At 70.5% G+C, this 18768-nt stretch carries 12 protein-coding genes; 4 read left to right on the forward strand and 8 right to left on the reverse strand.

The window, feature by feature from the left end:
• Positions 1-100: 100 nt before the first annotated feature.
• The 3 genes from DVR07_RS18190 (at position 101) to DVR07_RS18200 (ending at position 2960) form a co-directional block, all read left to right on the forward strand.
• Positions 101-748, forward strand: a complete 648-nt coding sequence (locus DVR07_RS18190) for a hypothetical protein (protein ID WP_115798723.1) — start codon at positions 101-103, stop codon at positions 746-748.
• 29 nt (positions 749-777) lie between these two features.
• Complete coding sequence (locus tag DVR07_RS18195) at positions 778-1569, forward strand: SIR2 family NAD-dependent protein deacylase (protein WP_115798724.1); 792 nt, start codon at positions 778-780, stop codon at positions 1567-1569.
• 104 nt (positions 1570-1673) lie between these two features.
• Positions 1674-2960 carry an O-acetylhomoserine aminocarboxypropyltransferase/cysteine synthase family protein gene (locus tag DVR07_RS18200; RefSeq protein WP_115798725.1) on the forward strand — a complete coding sequence of 429 codons (1287 nt, stop codon included), beginning with the start codon at positions 1674-1676 and terminating at the stop codon, positions 2958-2960.
• 35 nt (positions 2961-2995) lie between these two features.
• Here the strand turns inward: DVR07_RS18200 and mutL are convergent, their stop codons facing one another.
• From mutL to DVR07_RS18240, 8 genes are all read right to left on the reverse strand, one after another.
• On the reverse strand, positions 2996-5263 hold the full coding sequence (mutL, locus tag DVR07_RS18205; RefSeq protein WP_115798726.1) for a DNA mismatch repair endonuclease MutL: 2268 nt from the start codon (positions 5261-5263) through the stop codon (positions 2996-2998).
• 135 nt (positions 5264-5398) lie between these two features.
• The gene (locus DVR07_RS18210; RefSeq protein ID WP_115798727.1) at positions 5399-6409 is read right to left on the reverse strand and encodes an aldo/keto reductase; all 1011 of its coding nucleotides are present in this window, start codon (positions 6407-6409) and stop codon (positions 5399-5401) included.
• 95 nt (positions 6410-6504) lie between these two features.
• Entirely contained in the window at positions 6505-8496 is a 1992-nt protein-coding gene (acs, locus tag DVR07_RS18215; protein ID WP_115798728.1) for an acetate--CoA ligase, read from the reverse strand.
• 160 nt (positions 8497-8656) lie between these two features.
• Positions 8657-10534, reverse strand: a complete 1878-nt coding sequence (locus tag DVR07_RS18220; RefSeq protein WP_115798729.1) for a bacterio-opsin activator domain-containing protein — start codon at positions 10532-10534, stop codon at positions 8657-8659.
• Between the two features lie 303 nt (positions 10535-10837).
• On the reverse strand, positions 10838-12808 hold the full coding sequence (locus tag DVR07_RS18225) for an acetate--CoA ligase (protein WP_115798730.1): 1971 nt from the start codon (positions 12806-12808) through the stop codon (positions 10838-10840).
• A gap of 106 nt (positions 12809-12914) precedes the next feature.
• A complete protein-coding gene (gene mutS / locus DVR07_RS18230; RefSeq protein ID WP_115798843.1) occupies positions 12915-15731 on the reverse strand; it encodes a DNA mismatch repair protein MutS in 2817 nt (938 codons plus the stop codon).
• A gap of 151 nt (positions 15732-15882) precedes the next feature.
• Positions 15883-17472, reverse strand: coding sequence for a BCCT family transporter (locus DVR07_RS18235; protein ID WP_115798731.1), 1590 nt, complete (start codon positions 17470-17472; stop codon positions 15883-15885).
• Positions 17473-17696: 224 nt separating this feature from the next.
• Entirely contained in the window at positions 17697-17894 is a 198-nt protein-coding gene (locus tag DVR07_RS18240) for a heavy-metal-associated domain-containing protein (protein ID WP_115798732.1), read from the reverse strand.
• Between the two features lie 184 nt (positions 17895-18078).
• Between DVR07_RS18240 and DVR07_RS18245 the strand changes: the two genes are divergently transcribed.
• A complete protein-coding gene (locus DVR07_RS18245; RefSeq protein ID WP_115798733.1) occupies positions 18079-18756 on the forward strand; it encodes a DUF4396 domain-containing protein in 678 nt (225 codons plus the stop codon).
• Positions 18757-18768 lie beyond the last annotated feature (12 nt).

Raw genomic sequence — 18768 nt, forward strand, 5'->3', positions numbered from 1 at the left:
GTGCGGGACCCCGCCGCGCCCGGTTCTACGACCCCGTACCGCGTCGCCGACACGTCGAACCGACGAGGCCTTTTCAGGCGGCGCGGCGTATCCCGGAACGATGGCCTCGGGCCGCTCCTCGCAGTCGTCACTCGCGACCCTCGGCGCGTACGTCAACCACGACGACCCGCTGGTCCGGTTCGCCTCGCTGTGGGCGATCTGCACCGTTCTGTTCGCCGCGGCGTGGACCCTCTCGTACTCCTTCCTTCCCGCGGGGCTGCTCCGGGGCACGAGCGCCGCGAGCGCGCTCCCGGAGTACGCCGGGTCCGTCCGGGCCGAGTTCCTCACCATCTTCGCGTGGAACCTCGGCGTCTGCGCCCTCGTCGTCGCCGCGAACACCTTCCGGTCGGTCGGGACGCCGCTGGGCTACCTGGTCGTGGTCGTCAACTGGGTCCAGGGCGCGGTGGTGTGGGGCACCGGGTCGCTCCTCGTCGAGGCGCCACGGTTCGCGCCCTCGCTGTCGGTCGCGCTCTCCCGGAGCGGCGTCTACGAACTCACCGCCTACGTCGCGGTCGCGGTCGCGACCCGCGGCGTGATGGTCTGGCACCAGCGGTCCGGGCCCCGGTGGCGCGAGGAGTTCGAGCGCGTCCGGTCGCCCCGCGACTGGACCGTCTCCCGCCGGGAGGCCGGCGTCCTGCTCGGCGGCCTGGCGCTGCTCGCGGCCGCCAACTACCGCGAGGCCCTGCTGATCGCGGAGGCGGTCGGATAGCTTTTGTCCGCCCGACCGCAATCGCCGACATGGACCACATCGAGGCCGCCGCCCGCGACCTCCGCGAGGTCGAGACCGCGGTCGCGCTCACCGGCGCGGGCGTGAGCGTCCCCTCGGGCGTCCCGCCGTTCCGGGGCGAGGGCGGCGTCTGGAACGAGTACGACCCCGACGCCTTCGACGTCCACCGGTTCCGGCGCGAGCCCGGCGACTTCTGGGCCGACTGGCTCGACCTCCGGGCGGACCTGCTCGACGCCGACCTCGAACCCAACGTCGCCCACGACGCGCTCGCCGACCTCACGGCCGCCGGCCACCTCGACGCCGTCGTCACGCAGAACATCGACGGGCTCCACGACGCGGCGCTCCTCGACGGCGAAGGCGACGGGAAGCGCGCCGGGGCCGCCGAATCTGACTCGGTCGTCGAACTCCACGGCAACGCCCGCCGGTCGGTCTGTCAGCAGTGCGGCCGGGCGGTACCCGCCGCCGAGGTCCGCGAGCGCGCCGCGTCGGGCGACCTGCCGCCGCGGTGCGAGAACTGCGACGGCGTGCTGAAGCCCGACGCCGTGCTGTTCGGCGAGCAGTTGCCGACGGCCGCGCTCGCTCGGGCTCAGCGACTCGCGGCCGACAGCGACGCGGTGCTGGTCGCGGGGTCGTCGCTCACGGTCGAACCGGCGGCGTCGCTGCCCGCGCGGGCCGCCGACCGCGGCGCGACCCTGATCCTGGTCAACCTCGACGAGACGCCGCTGGACGCCCGGGCCGACTACGTCTTCCGCGAGGACGTGACCGACGCGCTGCCCGCGATTCGGGACGCGGTCGGCGACTGACCGAGGGGCTCTCTGCCCCGATTTTGCCGGAATCCCGTCGTCCGAGCAGAAGTTGCAGACATCCCCCGACCTAAAGCCGCGGGCCTGCGTCTGTCCGACCGGACATGACCGACGACGACCGCAGCTTCAACACCGACAGCGTCCACGCCGGACAGGAACCGGACTCGGCCACCGGGGCGCGAGCGCCGCCCATCTACCAGACCACCTCGTACGTCTTCGACGACGCCGAGCACGCCGCGTCGCTGTTCGCGCTGGAGGAGCCGGGCAACATCTACAGCCGCATCATGAACCCGACCAACGCTACCCTCGAGGAGCGACTCGCGACCCTCGAAGGCGGCGTGGCGGCCCTCGCGACGTCGAGCGGGATGGCCGCGCTCAACCTCGCGACGTTCGTGCTGGCCGAGCGCGGCGACAACGTGGTCACGGCGTCGTCGCTGTACGGCGGCACCTACACCTACTTCACCCACACCGCGCCCCGGCGCGGGGTCGAGGCGAAGTTCGTCGACACGCTCGACTACGAGGCCTACGACGAGGCCATCGACGACGACACCGCGTACGTCCACCTCGAGACCATCGGCAACCCCGCGCTGGTGACCCCGGACATCGAGCGCATCGCCGACATCGCCCACGACCACGACGTCCCCCTGCTGGTCGACAACACGTTCGCGACGCCGTACCTCTGCAATCCCATCGAGCACGGCGCCGACCTCGTCTGGCACTCCACGACCAAGTGGATCCACGGCAGCGGATCGACCATCGGCGGGGCGCTAATCGACGGCGGCACCTTCCCCTGGGAGGAGGGCGACTACCCCGAGATCGCCGAGGACAACCCCGCGTACCACGGCGTCAACTTCCGCGAGCGGTTCGGCGACGCCGCGTTCGCCTACGCCGCCCGGACCCGCGGGCTCCGGGACCTGGGCAACCAGCAGTCGCCGTTCGACGCCTGGGTCACCCTCCAGAAGCTCGAGAGCCTGCCCCTGCGGATGGACCGCCACTGCGAGAACGCGCTGGACGTCGCGGAGTACCTCGAGGACCACGACGAGGTCGCGTGGGTCAACTACCCCGGCCTCGAGAGCCACGAGACCCACGAGGAGGCCACCGAGTACCTCGACGGCGGCTACGGCGGCATGATAACGTTCGGCCTGGAGGACGGCTACGAGGCCGGCCGCGCGGTCACCGAGGAGACCGAACTCGCCAGCCTGCTGGCCAACGTCGGCGACGCCAAGACGCTCATCATCCACCCCGCGAGCACGACCCACCAGCAGCTCACCGAGGAGGAGCAGCTCGAGAGCGGCACCACGCCCGACCTGGTGCGGCTGTCGGTCGGCATCGAGGACGTCGACGACATCGTCGCGGACCTCGACCAGGCCATCGCGGCGGCGACCGAGTAGTCTCCGACCTACGACGCTGCGCGGCCGCCACCCGGCTACGATTCCTCTCGCCGCCCCACGTGGCCGGGGTAGTCGCGCTCGAACCGGTCTTCTATCTCCCCCTCGCCGAACTCGATTATCACGGGCCGTCCGTGCGGGCAGGCGTAGGGGTTCTCGCAGTCGTCCAGCGCCGACAGCAGTTCGACAACCGACCCCTCCCGGAGCGAGGTGTTGCCCGTGATCGAGGGGTAGCACGCGAGGTCCGCCAGCAGGTCGTCGGCGACCGCCTCGACGGTGTCGCCGCGGTCGTCGGGGTCGGTCGAGACGAACTCGCCCAGCGCGTCCCGGAGCAGCGCGGGGTCGAGCGTCTCGTCCAGGACGGTCGGCGCGGTCCGGACGACGACGGTGCGCTGGCTCTCGTCCTCGTCGTCACGCTCCTCCGCGCGCTCGGCCCGGAAGCCGAGTCGCTCCAGCGCCTCGCGGTACTCCTCGAACACCGCGGCCTCGCCCGGGGTGAGTTCGAGTTCGACCGGTTGGGCCAGCATCTGGGTGGTCGCGTCGTCGTCGAACTCGGTCTGAAGTCGCTCGTAGTTGACCCGCTCGTCGGCGGCGTGCTGGTCGACCAGCACCAGCCCCTCGGGCGTCTCGGCCGCGACGTAGGTGTCGTGGACCTGGCCGAGAACCCGCATCCGGGGGAGGCTTTCGAACGCCGGGTCGTCGGTCGTGCCGCCGTCGAGCGTCCCGGACTCGGTGGGCGCCGCGAACTTCCGGTGGGCGTCGGCGGACCCGTCGCGGTCGGCCGTGGGGGTTTCTGGCGACGGGGAATCGTCCTCCGTCTCGGCGGCTGCGCTCGCGGTATCCGCGGTCGACTCCGGGTCGGGACCGCTCTGACCCGCCGGCGTTCGAGCGCGAGCGGACGACCCGGAGGTGGTGTCGCGGGTGGCTGCCGGACTGGTGTCCTCCGGCGTCTCTCCGGCGGACGACGCGTTGCTCGGTGACGACGAGGCGGCGGTCGGGCTCGACCCTGCGTCGCGACGACCCGGAATCGTCGCACCTGACTCCCGACTCGCCGAAGACGCTGTATTCGTCTCGGTACTCTCCGAGGCGTCGAGGGTCGACTGTTCAGGCTCCGCGTCCTCGTCGGTTCCGGGTGTCAGTTCGGCCTGTTCGCTTTCACCGTCGTCCTCGGGGCGTTCGGGCTGGACGCTGGCCTCGTCGGGCGCGCTCCGGCCGCGGGGCGCCGACGACCGGACCAGCCCGTGGTCGAGCAGCGCGTCCTCGACCGCGGTCTCGACCACCTCGCCGACGGCCTGCTCGTCGCCCCACCGGACCTCCATCTTCCGGGGGTGGACGTTGACGTCGACCTCGTCGGGCGCGACTTCCAGGAAGAGGACCGCGAAGGGGTAGCGCTCGGCCGAGAGCTGGCCGCCGTAGGCGTCGAGGAGCGCCTCGCGGACGACCGGCGCGCGAACGTACCGGCCGTTGACGTAGGTCGAGACGTACTCGCGGGTGCTCCGCGTGGTCTCGGGGTCGCTGACGTAGCCCGACACCGAGACGCCGCCCGTGTTGTCCCCATCGCTCTCTGCTCGCGGCGTTGCCGCTCGCTGTTCCGAGGCGTGCTGCGCCTCGCCGACTTCGATCATCGACGTCGCGACCTCCCGGCCGTACACCGACAGCAGCGCCGACCGGAGGTCGCCCCGGCCCGAGGTGGCGAACACCTCGCGGTCGTCGTGGGTCAGCGACACCGCCACGTCGGGGTTGGCCAGCGCGTACCGGGTGACGACCGTGTTGACGTGCGAGAACTCGGTGGTCGTGGTCTTGAGGTACTTCCGGCGCGCCGGGGTGTTGTAGAACAGGTCCGCGACCTCGACGGTCGTCCCCGCGGGCCGGCCCGCGGGACTCACCGATTCGACCTCGCCGCCCGCCAGTCGGAGTTCGGTCGCGCGCCGACTTCCCTCGTCGCCGTCCCCCCGCGGCTTCGTGGTGATGGTCGTCCGCGAGACCGCGCCGATGGTGTGCAGCGCCTCCCCGCGGAAGCCCAGCGTGGTCACGCCGGCTTCGAGGTCGTCGATGTCGTCGATCTTGCTGGTGGTGTGCTCGCGGACCGCGGCGCGAACGTCGTTCTCGCTCATCCCCACGCCGTCGTCGCTGACGACGATGCGCTCGGTGCCGCCGTCCTCGACGGACACGTCGATGCGGTCGGCGTCGGCGTCGAGGCTGTTCTCGACCAGTTCCTTGACGACCGAGGCGGGGCGCTCGACCACCTCGCCCGCGGCGATCTGGCGGACGGTCGCGTCGTCTAGTTCGGTGATTCTGTCGCTCACGGTCGCTCTCCTCCCGGCGGAGACTCGGGTCGTGGTTGTGTCATTGCTGTTGGTACCTGTCGCAGCGATTCGTAAAAAGTTCGGTCGTCGTTCGGCCGCGGAACCGGATATTCCCGAGTCGCCGTTCGGCCGCGCTCAGAGCCCGGCGTACGGCCCGCCCTTCGCCTCGGCGAGGCGCTGGACCTGGTCGTCCGAGAGGTCGATCTCCGACGCCGCGAGGTTCTCCTCGAGCTGGTCGACGGTGCGGGCGCCGACGATGGGCGCGGTGACGCCCTCGCGGTGCATCAGCCACGCCAGCGAGGTCTGGGCCGGCGTGGCGCCGACTTCCTCGGCCACCGCGTCGAGTTCGTCGTGGACGTCGAAGTTCGCCTCGGTGAGGTACGACTCCTCGAACCGGCTCGACTCGGCGGCCCGCGACTCGCCGGTCAGCCCGTCCTCGCGGGAGTACTTCCCGGTCAGGAAGCCCTGGCCCAGCGGGCTCCACGGGCAGACCGCGAGGTTCTCGCGGCGAGCCATCTCGAGGTAGTCGCCCTCGATCTCGCGGTCGACCAGGTTGTACCGGGGCTGGAGCACGGTGAACGGCTCCCAGCCCTCGGCGCGGGCGATCTCGTTGGCCTTCGCGACCTTCCAGGCGTTGGGGCGCAGCGTCGACGCGCCGAGGTAGAGGACCTTCCCCTCCTCGACCAGGCCGTTCAGCGTCTTCATCAGCTCGCGGGCCGACGTCTGGTCGTCCCAGCGGTGGATGTAGAGCACGTCGACGTAGTCGGTGTCGAGGCGGTCGAGGATCTGGTCGACCCGGTGGCGGAGGTTCTTCCGGTTGTTCCCCCGACTGTTGGGGTCGCCCTCTCGGATCTGCCAGTATATCTTCGAGGCGACGGTGTACCGCTCGCGGTCGCGGTCGGCCAGCCAGTTGCCGATCCACTGCTCGGCCTTCCCGCCGCCGTACACGTCGGCGGTGTCGATGTACCGTCCGCCGGCCGCCGCGTAGGCGTCGAGCAGCTCGAACGCCCGGTCCTCGTCGATCTCGACGTTGCCCTGCTCGGTCTCCTTGCCGAACCGCCATGTGCCGAACTGCAGTTCGCTCGTCTGGATACCGGTGCCGCCCAACTGGACGTAGTCGAGGTCGAGTTCCTCCGAGTCGGTCATGACGTGCGGGCGTACGAACGTCGCGCTCAAAAGGGTTCAGCAACCGGCAGGCGCGGGGGTGTACGCGAGGCTCGCTGCCGAGAGCGGAGTCGTCCTCAGTCGCCCCGTACCTTCGTCTCGATGTCGCGCACGACCTCGGGGTTGCGCAGGGTGGAGGTGTTGCCGAGTTCGTCGCCGTTGGCGATGTCCTCGAGCAGTCGGCGCATGATCTTCCCGGAGCGGGTCTTCGGGAGTTCCGGCGTGAAGATGACCGCTTCGGGCCGGGCGATGGGACCGATAGCCTCCTCGACGCCTTCGATGATGCGGTCGCGCATCTGGTCGTCGCCCTCGTAGCCGTCCTCCGTGATGACGTAGGCGTACACCGCTTCGCCCTTCATCTCGTGGTCGCCGCCGACGACGGCGGCCTCGGCGACGCCCTCGACGCCGACGATAGCGCTCTCGATCTCCATCGTGCCGAGGCGGTGCCCGGAGACGTTGATGACGTCGTCGACGCGACCGAGGACGGTGATGTAGCCGTCGTCGTCGATCTTGGCGCCGTCCTCGGGGAAGTACACCCAGTCGTCGGGGTCGTCGCTGTCCGTATCCGAGTATTCGGCCCAGTACTCGTCGATGTAGCGCTCGTCGTTCTGGTACAGCGTCCGGAGCATCCCCGGCCACGGCTTCTGGACCGTGAGGTAGCCGGCCTCGCCGGGTCCGATCTCCTCGCCGTCGGTGTCGACGATCTGGACGTCGACGCCGGGCAGCGGCGGCCCGGCGCTCCCCGGCTTCATGTTCTTCACGCCGGGCAGGGTGGTCACCATCATGCCGCCGGTCTCGGTCTGCCACCAGGTGTCGATGATGGGGCAGGATTCGTCGCCGATGTGCTTGTAGTACCACTTCCAGGCGCGGGGGTTGATGGGCTCGCCGACGGTGCCCAGCAGCCGGAGGCTCGAGAGGTCGTGGCGGTCGGGGTACTCGCTGCCCCACTTCATGAACGCCCGGATGGCCGTGGGCGCGGTGTAGAGCTGGTCGGCCTCGTAGTTCTCGACGATCTCCCACAGCCGGTCCTGTTCCGGGTAGTCGGGCGTGCCCTCGTACATCATCGTCGTCGTCCCCAGCGCGAGGGGGCCGTAGACGATGTAGGAGTGGCCGGTGATCCAGCCGATGTCGGCCGAGCAGAAGTACGTGTCCTCGGGCTTGATGTCCAGCACCGCTTGCGAGGTCCAGGCGGTCCAGGCGAGGTAGCCCCCGGTGGTGTGCTTGACGCCCTTCGGTTGGCCCGTCGTCCCCGAGGTGTACATCAGGAACAGCATGTCCTCGGCGTCCCGCGACACCGGCTCGACCTCCGCGCCCTCCTGCTCGGCCACGAGGTCGGCGTAGTCGCTGTGGTTCTCGCCCATCGGGTGGTCGTAGGCGCCGCCGAGGCGGTCGACGACCACCACGTCCGAGACGTCGTGTTCGACGTCGTCGAGGCCCTCATCGGCCTTGGCCTTGTGCTCGAGGGGGTCGCCGCGGCGGTAGTAGCCGTCGCAGGTCACCAGGTACTCCGAGTCGGCGGCGTTCATCCTGGTTGCGAGAGCGTCGGCGGAGAAGCCCGCGAAGACCACCGAGTGGGGCGCGCCGATGCGAGCACAGGCCAGCATGGCGATGGGAAGCTCGGGGATCATCGGCATGTACATGGTGACGACGTCGTCCTCGCCGACGCCCATATCCCGGAGCGCGGCCGCGAACTCGTTTACCTCCCGGTGCAGTTCCTCGTAGGTGTAGGTCCGGTTCTCCTCGTCGGTTGGCTCGCCGATCCACTCGATGGCGGCCTCGTCGCCCCGCTCGTCCAGATGCCTGTCCAGGCAGTTCGCCGAAGCGTTGAGTTCGCCGCCGGTGAACCACTCGTAGAACGGCGGGTTCGAGTCGTCCAGCACCGTGTCGTACTCGGTCTCCCAGTCGAGGAGGTCCGCGGCCTGCTCCCAGCACCCGGGCCACTCCTCCTCGAACTCCTCGTAGACGGAGCCGTCGGAGACGTTCGCCTGGGCGACGAACTCCTCGGGCGGCTCGAACTCGTCCTGTTCGGCGAGCCGCGCTTCGAGTTCTACGTCTTGTTCTTCGGGCATGGGTCACGTTCACAGTCTAACGACTACCATTTAAGTGAGGGGACTAACTATCACAAACGCCCCGATTCGTCCGATTCGAGGCCTGTCGGACCCGATGGTAAATTTTTCCGGCGACGGGCGACTCGTACCTCCGACCGCGCTCGGCTGCGACGCTAAACAGTTAGTGTTCCTCGGGGGGCACGGCCTGGCGGTCCGGTCCGTCGAAGACGGCGTCGAACACCTTCTGCTGGGCCTTCCGGAGGTGGTTGTGCAGCGTCGGCGACGACACCCCCATCGAGGCCGCCAGCTCTTCGGCGGTGCTCCCCCGTGGCCACTCGAAGTAGCCCGAGAGGTAGGCCGCCCGGAGCACGGTCCGCTGGCGGTCGGTGACGCGGTCGTGGACCGCCCGCCGGACGTCGGCCGCGCTCCGGACCGGTTCCTCGACCTCGCGCTTCGACCGGAGGTTCGTCTCCGGGAACGCCGCCTCGACCGCCTCGACGACCCGCCGGACGTCGACCCGCCGGGAGAACACCCCCGTCACGTCGGCGACGCCCGCCTCGACCGAGAGCTCCCGGACCGTGCCGCCGCGCTCGACCAGTATCGACGCGACCGACTCGCCCGAGACCGCGAACTCCAGCAGCGCGCCGTCGCCGTAGTCCCGGATGAGCCGGGCCTCGTCGACTGGCTCGGCGTCAGCCACCCGTTCGAGCACGTCCCCGACCGCTGCCCCGCGGACCGTGACGAAGTACAGCAGCGAGTGGTCCTCGACCGGGACCACGCCCTCGAGTTCGAACTCGCAGTCGAGGTCGGCCGAGGCCGCGACCAGGAACGCGCCGCGGTCGGTGGTCCGCAGCGAGAGTTCGACGCCGGTGTCGGCCAGCAGCAGCTGCTTGCGCGCGATGGCGGTGAGCGTCCGGCCGACCCGCCGGCCCGCGTCCGCGAGGAAGGTCCGGTCGGCCGGCGACACGGTCTCCCGGGCGACGCAGAACAGGCCGTGGACGGTCTCGTTCGACCGGAGCGGCGCGACGGCGAGCGAACACCCCGCCAGCGGACCGCCGGCGTCTGCTTCGCCGCCGACTGCGTCGATGTCCGCCTCGCCGCCGGTCACTTCGACGACTGTCACGTCGGGGCCGTCGTCAGTTAGCGGTCCGGACGCGGCGCTATCGTCCAGCACTCCGGCGGTGTCGAGCGCGTCGGCCGGCGCGTCGTCGGTCCCCTCCGGGGCGGCGCTGGTCCGGGTCCGGCCGCGGTCGTCGCAGATCCAGACCGCGCGGTAAGCATCGGCGAGGCAGTCGCAGGCGGCCCGCTCGACGTCCTCGCTGGTGGACGCGTCGGCGAGCGCCTCGCCCAGCGCGCCGGCCCGCGAGAGGAGGTCGCGGCTCCGGTCGTCGACGGCGCGAGGTCGGCGGTCGCGTCGCGCGGTCGAATCAGGTCGGTGAGACGCGATCGAACCGGGTCGCCGTCCGGCGGACTCCGGATGTTCGGGGGACCCTCGACGGTCGATGCGGCCCGCGCGGTCGGCGAAGGCGGCCAGGACGTCCTCGGTGGCGGGGTCGTCGAGGTACGGCGCGAGGCTCCGGAGGCTGGCCCACCCGCCGACGGCCTGAACGACCCGGGGCGCGACGCCCTCCTCGACCAGGAGCCGCCGGGCGAAGTGCTGGCGGAGGTCCCGGCAGGTCACGTCCCGGAGGTCGTCGGTCCGGTCGGCCACCTCGCCGACCAGCATCTGGACGCGCCGGGTCGACACGTCGACCACCGAGTCGCGGCGGCCGACGTCGTTGACGGTGGCGAACTTCCGGAGGTCGTGGGCGACCCGCGGCGGGACGTACGCCTCGCGGGTCTCGCCGTCGCCCTCGGGGACGGTGACCAGGTAGTGGACCTCGCCCCGGTACTCGCGCTCGCGGAGGTCCGCGGGTCGGACGCGGGCGATCTCCGACGCCCGGAGGCCGACGCGCCCGGCCAGCGCCACCACGAGGTCCTCGCGGTAGGTCTCGGTCCGCCGCCGGAGTCGCTCGAACTCCGCGGTCGTCAGGTAGTCGCCGCGCGACTCGCCGCTCATCTCGTTTCGCGTTCTCTCGGGAATCCGAATAAATGTTCCGCGACGGAGTCGAAGTCGGATTGATAGATCTTCTCCCCGTTTCCGGGTGGCTGCGGTCTTTCGAGTCGGCTTACTGCTATCGGTGGGGATACGATGGGAGTCGTGTTCTCGGGTAGGTGCAGGGCTGGTCTCCGGAGGCCACGTCTCCCGGTTCGAATAAACGCCGGAAAATGACGTAAATGGGCGTGTTCCTCCTCGATACCGGAACGTCGTCCGCTGCGGCCAGAATTTCGTATTCTCAAAGAAAGACGAAATACGGGCGAGTCACTCGCGGTCGAGCAGCGACTCGAGCTCGCCGACGACCTCCGGGTTCCGGAGCGCGCTGGTGTCGCCGAGGTCCTCGCCGTTGGCGATGGCCGCGAGGTACCGGCGGACGACCTTTCCCGACCGGGTCTTCGGGAGCGAGGGCGCGAACGTCACCTCGTCGGGCGCCGCGACCGGGCCGATGGCCTCCTCGGCGGCGGTCCGGACGCGCTCGCGGAGCGCGTCGTCGCCCGCGACGTTCGACGCGGGGCTGACGAAGGCGTGAATCTCGGACCGCTGGATCGCGTCGCCGTCGGTCCGGACGACGACCGCGGCCTCGGCGACCCCGTCGACGCCGACGATGGCGGACTCGATCTCGGTGGTGCTCAGTCGCCGGTCCGACACCTTGAGCACGTCGTCGGCCCGCCCGAGCAGGTGGACGTAGCCGTCGGCGTCGCGGACCGCGTTGTCGCCGGTGACGTACTGCCACTCGCCGTCTTCTCGCGGGCTCTGCTCCGCGCTATCCACGACTCGGGTCCGGCGGGCGCCCCAGTCGGTCCCCTCGCACAGCGACCGGGCCATCCCCGGCCAGGGTCGGGTGACGACCAGTTGGCCGGCCTCGCCGTCGGGCACGCGGCGGCCGGTTTCGTCGACCACCGCGGTCTCGATGCCCGGCAGGCTCTTGCCGACCGCGCCGGGTCGCATCCGGTCGACGCCGGGGAGCGTCGACAGCACGATGCCGCCGGTCTCGGTCTGCCACCAGGTGTCGACGACGGGGCACTCGCCGCCGCCGACGTGGTCGCGGTACCAGCGCCACGCGGTCTCGTCGATGGGCTCGCCGACGGTGCCCAGCAGTCGGAGGCTCGACAGGTCGTGGCTCTCGGGGTGCTCCTCGCCCCACTTCATGAACGCCCGGATGGAGGTGGGCGCGGTGTAGAACACGTCGACCGCGTTGCGCTCGATGATCTCCCAGAGCCGGTCGGTCTCGGGGTGGTCGGGCGTCCCCTCGTAGAGGACGGTGGTCGCGCCGAGCGCGAGCGGGCCGTACACCGCGTAGGAGTGGCCCGTGATCCACCCGACGTCGGCCGAGCACCAGTGGGTGTCCTCTGGCTTGATGTCGAGCACCGCGTGGCTGGTCCAGGCGACGTGGGCGAGGTAGCCGCCGGTGGTGTGGCGGACCAGCGTGGGCTCGCCGGTCGTGCCGGAGGTGTAGATGAGGAACAGCAGGTCGTCGGCGTCGCGGGCGACCGGCTCGACGGCCTCGCCGGCGTGGGCGTCGACGAGGTCGGCGTAGGCGCGGTGGTCGCCCGCCGCGGGCTCGTCGTCGAGCCGATTGACCACGACCTGCTCGACCGCGTGGTCGACCGAGACGCGGGCGTTGTCGGCCCGGCGCTTCAGGTCGAGCGCGGCCCCCCGCCGGTAGTAGCCGTCGCAGGTCACCAGGAATCGGGAGTCCGCGCCGGCCAGTCGGGTGGCGAGCGCATCCGCGGAGAAGCCTGCGAAGACGACGCTGTGGGGCGCGCCGATGCGGGCGCACGCCAGCATCGTGATCGGGAGTTCCGGAATCATCGGGAGGTAGAGGGTCACCACGTCGCCCTCGCCGACGCCCATGTCGCGCAGCGCGGCCGCGAAGGCCGAGACCTCGTCGCGGAGCTCCCAGTAGGTGTACGTCCGGCTCTCGCCGAGTTTGCCCTCCCACTCGATGGCGGTCTCGCCGCCCCGGCCGGCCGCGACGTGGCGGTCGACGCAGTTCGCCGAGGCGTTCAGCTCGCCGCCGGGGAACCACCGCGTGGTCCCCTCGTCGTCGAGCACCGCGTCGAAGGGCCGGTCCCACTCGAGCAGGTCGGCGGCCCGCGCCCAGCAGTCGGGCCACCCGGCCTCGCGGAACGCGTCGCGGTCGGCCGCGGTGACGTTCGCCTGCGCGGCGAACGCCTCGGGCGGCGCCACCCACTCGCGCCCGCCGGCAGTCTCCTCGGAACTCCTGTCGGCCATCCGTTTCGGCTTTCGCGTTATCCGGGAAAAATGGTTCGCCTCCGCGGGGGGTTGCGTCTCGGGGGACGGAGCGTGGTTGTCGAAATCGTTCGGCCGAGAAATCGGTTTACTCCGACTCCTTCAGCTCCGACTTCCACTCCTGGATCTTCGACAGCGCCTCGACCGGCGTCAGGTCGTTGACCGTCGTGTCCAGCACGTCCGCCAGCACCTCCTCCTGCTCGGGCGGCAGTTCCGGTCCCTCCTCCTCAGCCGACTCCCCCTCCGACTCGGACTCGCCCGACTCGAACTGCCCCGAGTCGAGGTCGAACACGACCTGCTGGGTCCCGCCCTCGCCACTCCCGCCGGTCTCTCCACCCCGCACGTCGACGGCCTTGTCCTCGCGCAGCCGCTGCAGCACGTCCCGCGAGCGCTCGACCACCGGCTCGGGTACCCCGGCGAGGTCCGCGACGTGGATGCCGTACGAGCGGTCGGTCGGCCCATCCTCGACCGTCCGGAGGAAGGTCACGTCGCCGTCCGACTCGTCGGCCGCGACGTGGACGTTCCGGACGCCCGGGAGCCGGTCGGCCAGTCCCGTGAGTTCGTGGTAGTGGGTCGCGAACAGCGTCTTGGCCTCGATCTGGTTGGCCAGGTACTCCGTGGCGGCCCACGCGATGGAGATGCCGTCGTAGGTCGCGGTGCCCCGGCCCACCTCGTCGAGGATGACCAGCGAGTCCTCGCTGGCGGAGTGGAGGATGTTGCTCAACTCCTGCATCTCCACCATGAACGTCGAGCGGCCCTGCGCGAGTTCGTCGAGCGCGCCGACCCGGGTGTAGATGCCGTCGACCAGGCCCACCTCCGCCGACGCGGCCGGGACGAAGCTGCCGACCTGCGCGAGCAGGGTGATGAGCGCCGCCTGGCGCATGTACGTCGACTTGCCCGACATGTTCGGCCCCGTGACCACCAGGAACCGCCGCTCGGCGTCCGCGTGCCCGCTGGCATTCTCCTGGTCCGGCGGCGAAGCTGCCCCGTCCATCCGGAGGTCGTTGGGCACGAACTCGGTGGTACGCTCGACCACGGGGTGGCGGCCCGCCTCGATGCGGAGGTCGCCCGACTCCCGGAGGTCCGGCCGTATCCAGTCGTTCTCGACGGCGTGGACCGCCAGCGAGCCCAGCGCGTCGAGCTCCGCGAGCGCCCGACCCACCGACTGGAGCAGGTCGGCGCTCGCAGCGACTTGCTCCCGAAGCTCGGAGAACAGCTCGTACTCCAGCTCCCCGCGGCGCTCCTCCAGCCGGAAGATCTGGCGCTCGCGCTCGTCGAGCTCGTCGGTGGTGTACCGCTCGGAGTTCTTCAGGCTCTTGAGCCGGTCGTAGCGGTCTGGCACCTGCTCCGTCTGGGACTGGCCCACCTGGATGTAGTAGCCGTCGGTCTTGTTCCGGTCGACCTGGAGCCGGGAGATGCCGGTCTCGCGCTTCTCGCGCTCGTCGAGCGTGGCGAGCCACTCCTTGGCCTCCTCGTGTCGGTCGATGATCTCGTCGAGTTCCTCGTCGTGGCCCCGCCGAAACAGCCCGCCCTCGGTGACGGTGCCCGGCGGGTCCTCGACCAGCGCGTCGAGTTCCTCCCGGAGCGCAGCGGCCGCCTCGCGGTCGGGTCGCGTCGCGATGTCCGCGAGCGGCGAGTCCGAGAGGCGGGGGTCGCTGGCGACGGCGTCGGCGACCTCCGGCAGGAGTTCGAGGGTCTCGCGCACCCGGAGCAGGTCCCGGGCGTCGGCGCTGCCGTGGGCCGCCTTGCTCGCGAGGCGTTCGAGGTCGTAGGCCCCGCCCAGCGTCTCGCGGACCGTCTCGCGGGCCAGCGCCGAGTCGGCGAACGCGGCCACGCCGTCGGCCCGCTCCCGGAGGGTCGGCAGGTCGCGGCGCGGGCGCTGGAGCCACTCCTTCAGCAGGCGCTTGCCCGGGCTCGTGACGGTGTGGTCGAGCGTGGCGAACAGCGACCCCTCGCGATCGCCCTGCATCGTCTCGGTGAGCTCGAGATTGCGCTGGGTCGTCGCGTCGAGCGCCACGTGGTCGTCGCCCCGGTACGACTGCAGCCGGGTCATCGAGGCTTTCACGCCGGTCCCGGTCTCCTCGACGTACGACAGCAGCGCGCCCGCGGCCTGGACCTGCGGGCTGTCGCCCCGTCGCTTGCCTCGTCCGCTACCCGACCCGCCGTCGTCGAGACCGATGCTGGCCAGCGCCTCCTCGCCGAACTGCTCCGTCGTCGCGTGGGTCGCCCGGCCCGGCGCGAACGCGTCCGCGCGGTGGAGCGTCAGCGCGGCGTCGGTGCGCTCGCGGACCCGGTCGAGGAAGGCGTCGTCGTTGCGGACCTCCGGGCCGGGCAGCACCTCCGCGGGGTCGAACCGGTAGAGCTCGGTGAACACCGCGTCGGTGGCGGCGTCATCGGACTGCGTCCGATTGCTCGACGAGCTTCGCTCGTCGGCGTCCGCGTCCTCTCCCTCGACTTCCGTGACCATGAACCGGCCGGTGGTCACGTCGGCGAGCGCCAGCCCGTAGCGGTCGGAATCGGCCCGGACCACGCCGGCGAGGTACCGGGCCTCGGCGTCGGTCGTCTCCAGCAGCGTGCCGGGGGTCACGACCCGCGTTATCTCGCGGGCGTGGCCGTCGGCGGTCTCGTGCTGGTCGGCGACCGCCACCCGATAGCCCCGCTCGACCAGCTGCTTGAGGTGGGGCGTGAGCTTGTCGACCGGGACGCCGGCCATCGCGTAGTTCGAGCCGTGGCTCGACTTTTGGGAGACCTTCAGGTCGAGCAGGTCGGCGACCTCCTGGGCGTCCTCGCCGAAGAACTCGTAGAAGTCGCCCACCTGCATCACGAGGTAGTCGGCGTCGGTCTCGGCCTTGAGCGAGAGGAACTCCCCGACGATTCCGGTCGCCTCGGCGTCAGCTTCGGGCACGGCGACCACCTCCCCGGAGGGACCGGCGCGAGAGCGGAGTCATAGTCGTGTCGGAGGGGCGACGGCGACAAAAACGGTGCGGGTTCGCGGTGAAAGTGAACGCCGGGGCGGTCGCCGACGCGGGACTCGGCCGTCGCGCCCCGGGACCTGCTCAGTCGTCGTCGGTCGCAGCCGACCCGGACTGCCGGGTGAGCAGCGTCCCGCTCCCCGCGTCGTCGGCCCCGCCCCGCTCGACGTGGTCGCGGGCGACGACGTAGCTGCCGTAGAGGATGACCAGGAGGAACAGCGAGAACGGAAGCGCCATCGTGACCGACAGCGACTCGACCGCGCCGAACTTCTCGAGCTCCAGCGACATCATCCCGAAGACCGCGAGCAGCCCGCCCCACCACGCCCGGTTGCGCGGGTTGGGGTCCTCGTCACCGAGCGTGATGGCCGAGATCATGAACACCGCCGAGTCCAGCGACGTGACGATGTACCCCGCGATGATGAGCACGAACAGCACAGCGAGCGCCGTCCCGTAGGGCGTTATCTGGAGCGCCTTCGCGATGGCAGCGGGCTTGCCGGCGGCGGCCATGGCCGCGGCGACCGGTCGCTGGTAGCCGGGCGCGAGCACCCACCCGCCGATGAGCGCGTGCTGGATCCAGGTGAGGACCGTCGGCACCACCACGAGGACCGCGAACATCTCCCGGACGGTCCGGCCCTTCGAGACGCGGGCGACGAAGCTCCCGACGAAGATGCTCCACGCCGCCCACCAGGCCCACCAGAAACCGGTCCAGTTGGCCGCCCAGTTGCCCGCCGAGGTCGGGGCGGTGTACAGCGTCAGCCGCAGCATCTCGCTGAGCCAGACGCCCGTCGCGTCCAGCCCGAGCTCGAACATGAAGACGGTCGGTCCGGCGACCGCGAGCAGCGCCATCGCGGCGCCGATGAGCACCACGGTCCCGCGGGCGGCGTTCCGGATACCCTTGCGCAGGCCGAGCCAGACGTCGGCGAGGAAGACGACGCCGATGAGCGCGAACACCGCGTACGTCAGGACCGTCGCCTCGAGACCGAACACCCGGCCGAGGATGGCCGCCATCGTCTGGGCGCTGAAGCCCAGCGTCGTCGCGATGCCGCCGACGGTCGCGACGAGCGCGGCCAGGTCGACCAGCCAGTAGAGCCCGGGGACGCGGTCCTCGTCGACGACGCTCGCGAGCATCGAACTGATCTTGTAGTCGCCGACGCCGTGGGTATAGACGATGACCCCGAACGCCATCGCGACCGGGAGGTACCACATCGCGAGCCCGGGGAACACCTCGTGGACGAACATGAACGCCAGCGCCATCGATTCGACCGACGCGCCCTGCACGGGGTAGGGCTGTGGCGGCGGGTTCCGGACGATGGAGATCGGTTCCGCGACGCCCCAGATGAGGATGGAGGCGCCGAAACCGACGGTGAAGACCATCGACAGCCACGAGAACAGGTCGAACTCGGGTTCGGCGTCGGGGCCGCCGATGCGGAGCTCGCCGTACTCCGAGAACGTCAGCGCGAGCACGGCGACCAGCAGGACGAACCCGAGGAGGATGAACCACCACCCGAAGTAGGTGAGCACCCGCGTCTTGGCGGCGGTGAGCGCGGCGCTCAGCGCCGCCGGGCGGAGGAGCCCGAAGCCGCCGAGCGCGAGCATCACGGCCATCGCCACCGAGAACAGCACCTTCTCCGACCGGTCGGCCTCGTCGAGGCCGAGGAGGTACCACGGTCGCATCCGTTCACCCGCCGGCCGTGTCGGTCGCGTCGCAGTCGTTCGCCTGTGCCGCGTCGCTACCGCTCTCGGCGTTCCGAGTCACTGTCAGAGTACCCGCAGGCTATCCAGCGATTGCTGAAAAAAGTCGGTGTCTCGACCCGCGCCGGGGAGACGGTACCACGCCACGGGCGGCCGCCCCGGCGCCCCGCGGTTCGCCGCCGATCTTCCGTCCGCGCGGGGCGTCCTCAGACCTTCGGCGTGTAGCCGGCGTCCTCGACCGCGGTCGCGATGTCCTCGTCGCTGGCGTCGCCTTCGATGGTCACGCTGCTCGACTCGTTGTCGGCCTCGGCGTCGGTCACGCCCGGCAGGTCCCGGAGCGCGTTCTCGACGTTCTCCTCGCAGCCGCCGCAGCTCATGCCCTCGACGGTTATCTGTTTCGCCATGTGGGCTAGTTGGGGTGCGTCCCTTTTCCGGGTTTCGCCTGTCGAACCGAACGCTGTCGCCGGTCTGACGTTGGAAAGTAAGGCGAGTTTCCGGAGGGTTGCCGCATCCCCCTGGAGCCCGACGCACTCGCGGCGTTGGGGATTAGCCACAATCCCGTAAAACCTCAAGCACGTACGTTCGAACATGGGAATCCAACAGGCGTTGCAGAACGTCCTGACGAACCCCACCTACCTCACGGCGTGGGGCGTCGTCGTCGCGGTCTCGCTCGCGGCCCTCGTCTGGGACCTCTGGCGGAACAACTCGGAGCTCAAGAGCCTGATGAAGTTCGTCTGGGGGTTCACGGTGCTGTACTCCGGGCCGCTCGGACTCCTGGGCTACTGGTACTCCGGTCGGACCCAGATCGACCACGACTCGTTCTGGCGCAAGGGGTTCCGGTCGGTCAGTCACTGCTACTCGGGCTGTGGCACCGGCGAGGTGCTCGGGGTCTCCATGGCAGTGGGTCTCTTCGCCTTCAAGACGACCGGGACCGTGATCCTCACCTTCTCGTTGGCGTACTTCTTCGGCTACCTGCTGACGGTCGGGCCGCTGATGCAGGAGGGCGTCGGCCTCGGCGAGGCGCTGAAGGACGCCCTCTACTCCGAGACCGCGAGCATCACGGTGATGGAGGTCGTCGCCATCAGCACCGACATCTGGCTCGCCGGCGAGGCCGGACTGGGCGACGTGCTGTTCTGGACCTCGCTGGTGTTCTCGCTGACGCTGGGCTTGCTCGCGGCCTATCCGGTCAACCTCCTGCTCATCCACTTCGGCGTCAAGGAGGGGATGATGAACCCCGCGAAGATGGGGGCCGAGATGGGCGCCTGACCGCGCTCGCTC

Source organism: Halorussus rarus, from assembly GCF_003369835.1.
Classification (GTDB): Archaea; Halobacteriota; Halobacteria; order Halobacteriales; family Haladaptataceae; genus Halorussus; species Halorussus rarus.